The sequence below is a fragment of the Neoroseomonas rubea genome, from assembly GCF_016106015.1.
GTDB lineage: Bacteria > Pseudomonadota > Alphaproteobacteria > Acetobacterales > Acetobacteraceae > Neoroseomonas > Neoroseomonas rubea.
In genome coordinates, this window is record NZ_JACADQ010000347.1 from 1 (window position 1) to 4,357 (window position 4,357).

Annotated in this window: 3 protein-coding genes; 1 reads left to right on the forward strand and 2 read right to left on the reverse strand. The window is 70.9% G+C overall.

The genetic code is table 11. The annotated features are described in order from the left end of the window. Window positions 1-74 precede the first annotated feature (74 nt). Window positions 75-956 carry a peptidylprolyl isomerase gene (locus HW577_RS21420; protein ID WP_198378150.1) on the reverse strand — a complete coding sequence of 294 codons (882 nt, stop codon included), beginning with the start codon at window positions 954-956 and terminating at the stop codon, window positions 75-77. A gap of 205 nt (window positions 957-1,161) precedes the next feature. Here HW577_RS21420 and secA point away from each other — a divergent pair, with 205 nt between their 5' ends. Then, window positions 1,162-3,906 carry a preprotein translocase subunit SecA gene (gene secA / locus HW577_RS21425; RefSeq protein WP_198378151.1) on the forward strand — a complete coding sequence of 915 codons (2,745 nt, stop codon included), beginning with the start codon at window positions 1,162-1,164 and terminating at the stop codon, window positions 3,904-3,906. A gap of 24 nt (window positions 3,907-3,930) precedes the next feature. Here the strand turns inward: secA and HW577_RS21430 are convergent. Continuing rightward, the coding region (locus HW577_RS21430) for a hypothetical protein (RefSeq protein ID WP_198378152.1) at window positions 3,931-4,357 on the reverse strand (427 nt) is incomplete at its 5' end.

Consider the following 4,357-nt stretch of genomic DNA (forward strand, 5'->3'; position numbering starts at 1 on the left):
GGCGGCTACGCCTTCGGGGCGCTGGAGGGGACGCTGCTGTCGCTCGCCGCCCAGGTGGTCGGCTGCGCGGCCTCCTATGGCTGGGCGCGCCCGGTCGGGCGCGGTGCGGACCCGTCGAGGTTGAAGCGCTCGACCCGCGCGGCGGTCCGCGCGCGTTCGACGGCGGCCTGCACCTCGGCTTCCAGCAATTGCTGGCGGATCGCCTGGGAGACTTCCTCGAAGGGCGGCGCGGCGGCGCGGCGGCGCTCCTCCACCTTGATCACGTGCCAGCCGAAGGGGGAGCGGACGGGGTTCTCGCTGACCTGCCCCGCCTGCAGCGCGAAGGCGGCCTCGGCGAATTCGGGCACCATGTCGCCGCGGCGGAAGAAGCCGAGGTCGCCGCCCTCGCGGGACCCGGGGCCGGTCGAACGGCGCTGCGCCACCGCCATGAAGTCGGCGCCGCCGCGGATCTCGGCCAGGGCGGCGCGGGCCTCGGTTTCCGTCGGCACCAGGATGTGCCGGGCGCGCACCTCCTCCTCCGCCGGGCGGGACGCGACCTCCCGGTCGTAGCGGGCGCGCACGGTCTCGTCGGTCACGCGCGTCGCGATCTCGCGGCTCAGCCAGGCCTGCTGGAGCTCCTGCTCCTCGGCGCGGCGGATGCGGGCGCGCACCTCCTCCTCCCGGTCCAGCCCGGCGCGGCGGGCAGCGGCGGTCACGGCGCGGCCGGCGATCATCTGGTCGAGCAGCAGGGGGTAGAGCATCTGCGGCGGCGCGCCGCGCACTTCCTCCGGCAGGTCCCGCGCCGCGGCGGCGAGGTCCGACAGCAGGATAGGCTCCCCATCCACCCGCGCCACCACCGGGTCCCCCGGCGGGGTCGCCGGGGTGGGCTGGGCCAGGACCAGGCCCGGCAGGCCGGCGGCCAGCGCCAGGGCAAGGCCCGCGCGGAGCAAAAAGGCGGGTGGGCGGCGCAGGGTCATGGTCTCTCGGGTCCGGGAATGGCCGGAACATGGCCGAAGCCTCATGGGGCGACAAGGCGCGGAACGTTGACCCGCCCTGCCCGGCCGCCTATCTCTGCCGGGGCCGCGCCGCGACCCGTCCCGTACCGGCAACGGTTGGACGGCGCGGCGCGTTCCGCGAGCGCCCGCGGCAGGATCCGGCGGGCGCGGGAGACCGACACCCCCGATGTTCGCCCGCCTTGCCGCCGCCCTCTTCGGCACCTCCAACGACCGCGCCCTCAAGCGCTATCAGTCCCGCGTGCCCGCGATCAACGCGCTCGAGCCGAAGATGCAGGCGCTGTCGGACGAGGCGCTGGCCGGCCAGACCGCGCTGTTCCGCGAGCGGCTGGCGCAGGGGGAAACCCTCGACGCCCTGCTGCCCGAAGCCTTCGCGACGGTGCGCGAAGCGGCGCGCCGCGTGCTCGGCCTGCGCCATTTCGATGTGCAGATGATCGGCGGCATGGTCCTGCACGAAGGCAAGATCGCCGAGATGAAGACCGGCGAGGGCAAGACCCTCGTCGCGACGCTCCCGGTCTATCTCAACGCCCTGCCGGCCAAGGGCGTGCATGTCGTCACGGTGAACGACTACCTCGCCCGCCGCGACGCGGAGTGGATGGGGCGGATCTACCGCTTCCTCGGCCTGACCGTCGGCGTGATCGTGCACGGGCTGACGGATGACGAGCGCCGCGCGGCCTATGCCTGCGACGTCACCTACGGCACGAACAACGAATACGGCTTCGACTACCTGCGCGACAACATGAAGTACTCGCTGGCCGACATGGTGCAGCGTGACTTCGCCTACGCCATCGTCGACGAGGTCGACAGCATCCTGGTGGACGAGGCGCGCACGCCGCTGATCATCTCCGGCCCCTCCGAGGATTCCTCCGACCTCTACCGCAGCGTGGACGAGGTGGTGAAGGAACTGGTCAAGGACGAGACGACCTTCGAGAAGGACGAGAAGCAGCGCACCGTCACCCTGACCGAGGAAGGCAGCGAGCGCGCCGAGCAGATGCTCAAGGACGCCGGCCTCGTCACGGAAGGCGACCTGTATGACATCGGCAACGTCACGGTGGTGCACCACCTGAACCAGTCGGTGCGCGCGCACGCGCTGTTCAAGCGCGACGTCGAATACGTCGTCCGGCAGGACAAGATCGTCATCATCGACGAGTTCACCGGCCGCATGATGGAAGGCCGGCGCTATTCGGACGGGCTGCACCAGGCGCTGGAGGCGAAGGAGCACGTCACCGTCCAGCCGGAGAACCAGACGCTCGCCTCCATCACCTTCCAGAACTACTTCCGCCTCTATCCGAAGCTCGCGGGCATGACCGGCACGGCCTCGACCGAGGCCGACGAATTCGCCGAGATCTACAAGCTCGAGGTGGTGGAGATCCCGACCAACGTGCCGGTGGCGCGCGAGGACGGCGACGACGAGGTGTATCGCACCGCGGCCGAGAAGTACGAGGCGGTGGCGGCGCTGATCGCCGAGGCGCGTGACCGCGGCCAACCCGTGCTTGTCGGCACCACCAGCATCGAGAAGTCGGAACTGATCTCCGCGCTGCTGAAGAAGAAGAACGTCCCGCACCAGGTGCTCAACGCCCGCTACCACGAGCAGGAGGCCGGCATCGTCGCCCAGGCTGGCCGGCCAGGTGCGGTGACCATCGCGACCAACATGGCCGGGCGCGGCACCGACATCCAGCTCGGCGGCAACTACGAGATGCTGGCCCGCCACGAGGCCGGCACCGGCGAGGGCGAGGCCTACGAGGCCGCGGTCGCCAAGCACAAGGCCGAGGTCGAGGCGGTGCGCCCGGCGGTGAAGGCCGCCGGCGGCCTGTTCGTCATCGGCACCGAACGGCATGAGAGCCGGCGCATCGACAACCAGCTGCGCGGCCGCTCCGGCCGCCAGGGCGACCCGGGCGCGTCGCGCTTCTTCCTCTCCCTCGAAGACGACCTGATGCGCATCTTCGGGTCGGACCGCATGAGCGGGATGCTGACCAAGCTCGGGCTGAAGGACGGGGAAGCGATCGTCCATCCCTGGATCAACAAGGCGCTGGAGAAGGCGCAGAAGAAGGTCGAGGCGCGCAACTTCGACATGCGCAAGAACCTTCTCAAGTACGACGACGTCATGAACGACCAGCGGCGGGAGGTCTACGCCCAGCGCCGCGCCTTCATGGTCGCCGACGACGTCGCCGAGACGATCCAGGAGATGCGCCGGGAGACGATCGGCGACATCGTCGCCCGCTGCATCCCCGAAAACGCCTATCCCGAGCAATGGGACCTCGAGACCCTGCAGCGCCAGGTCCAGGACATCCTCGGTCTCGACGTCCCCGTCGCCGACTGGGCGAAGGAGGAAGGGATCGACGACGAGGCGGTGCGCGAGCGGCTGGAAGAAGCGGCCGACCGCTCCTACGCCGCGCGGGCGGCCAATGTCGGCCCGGACATCATGCGGCAGGTCGAGAAATCCCTGCTTCTGCAGGTCTTCGACCAGGTGTGGAAGGAACACCTGCTGGCGCTCGACCATCTGCGCCAGGGCATCGGCCTGCGCGCCTATGGCCAGCGCGACCCGCTGAACGAGTACAAGTCGGAAGCCTTCGCGCTGTTCAACGGCATGCTGTCCGACCTGCGGGAGCGCGTGACGTCGCTGCTGCTGCGGATCGAGCTGCGCCCCGAGGCCCCGCCGCCGTCGCCCGAGGGCATCGGCTTCCTCGACATGCGCCACCCGGACCCGGCCATGGCGGCGGCCGAGCTCGAGATGGCCAATGGCGGCACGACCTACGAGCCCGTGCCCATGTCGATCGGCACCGCGGCGCCGCGGCCGATGGCCCAGGGGGTGGATCCGAACGACCCGTCCACCTGGCACCGCACGCCGCGCAACGCGCCCTGCCCCTGCGGCTCGGGCAAGAAGTTCAAGGCCTGCCACGGGCGGACGCTGTAGGCGCCCGCCCGCTACAGGCGGGGATCAGTTCACCAGCTGCACGGACCCGTCGAGGTCCATGATGCCCGCCGTGACCGCCAGCGCAGGCTGGCGGCGCCCGGCCTCGGCCCGGAAGGCGCGCAGCTGCTCGCCATGCGACAGCGTCTCGGCCTCCCGCGTCGCGACCGCCGCGTCGCCCAGGGCGAGCTTCGCCGCGCCGCAATCCCGGTGCGTCAGGGCGACGACGCGCTTGATGCTGTGCAGCTGCACCGAGACCGCCAGGTTCTCCCAGAACGCCGCATGCCAGGCGGCGAAGCGCGGATGCACCGCCCCGATCGGCCCGCCGGCGACCACGAACTGGCTGTACTTGTCGCGCATCCCCTGGGAGGCCATGAAGAACAGGCTGTGGGTCGTGAAGCGCGGGTCGATGCAGTTCAGCAGCATGGCGTCGTAGGTTCCGCTCGCCGCGCCG

What these genes read in the sequence shown, in the direction of transcription:
- HW577_RS21420 (WP_198378150.1), bottom strand. Translation starts at nt 956, where the DNA reads ATGACCCTGCGCCGCCCACCCGCCTTTTTGCTCCGCGCGGGCCTTGCC.
- secA (WP_198378151.1), top strand. Translation starts at nt 1,162, where the DNA reads ATGTTCGCCCGCCTTGCCGCCGCCCTCTTCGGCACCTCCAACGACCGC.